This window comes from Rhodanobacter sp. 7MK24 (genome assembly GCF_014842995.1).
Taxonomy (GTDB): domain Bacteria; phylum Pseudomonadota; class Gammaproteobacteria; order Xanthomonadales; family Rhodanobacteraceae; genus Rhodanobacter_A.
On sequence record NZ_JACYXL010000034.1, the window covers coordinates 1 to 349 of the forward strand.

1 protein-coding gene is annotated in these 349 nt (G+C 60.5%); it reads right to left on the reverse strand.

Translation table 11 applies throughout. The features are described from left to right. Positions 1 to 45 precede the first annotated feature (45 nt). Positions 46 to 349 (reverse strand): integrase core domain-containing protein (locus IHE49_RS18385; RefSeq protein ID WP_192160671.1); only part of this gene is annotated, 304 nt, incomplete at its 5' end.

Sequence of the window (349 nt, forward strand, 5' to 3'; positions counted from 1 at the left end):
CGACGTCCCCCCGCTTTCAGTAGCGGGGCAATTTAGAGCCCAGGGTTACTTTAACTGCTCAGCATAGGCGGCGGGTGTCAGCCCGCCCAACGCCTTCTTCGGTCGCTCCTCGTTGTATTCCCGGCGCCAGGTTTCGATCTCGGTACGTGCGTGTAGCAAGCTGGGAAACCAGTGTTCGTTGAGGCACTCGTCGCGCAAACGTCCGTTGAACGATTCGATGTAGGCGTTCTGGTTCGGTTTGCCCGGTTCGATCAGGCGCAGTTGCACGCCACGCTCGTGGGCCCAGGTAACCATCGCCTTGCCGCAGAACTCCTTGCCGTTGTCGCTGCGAATGATCTTGGGCAGGCCG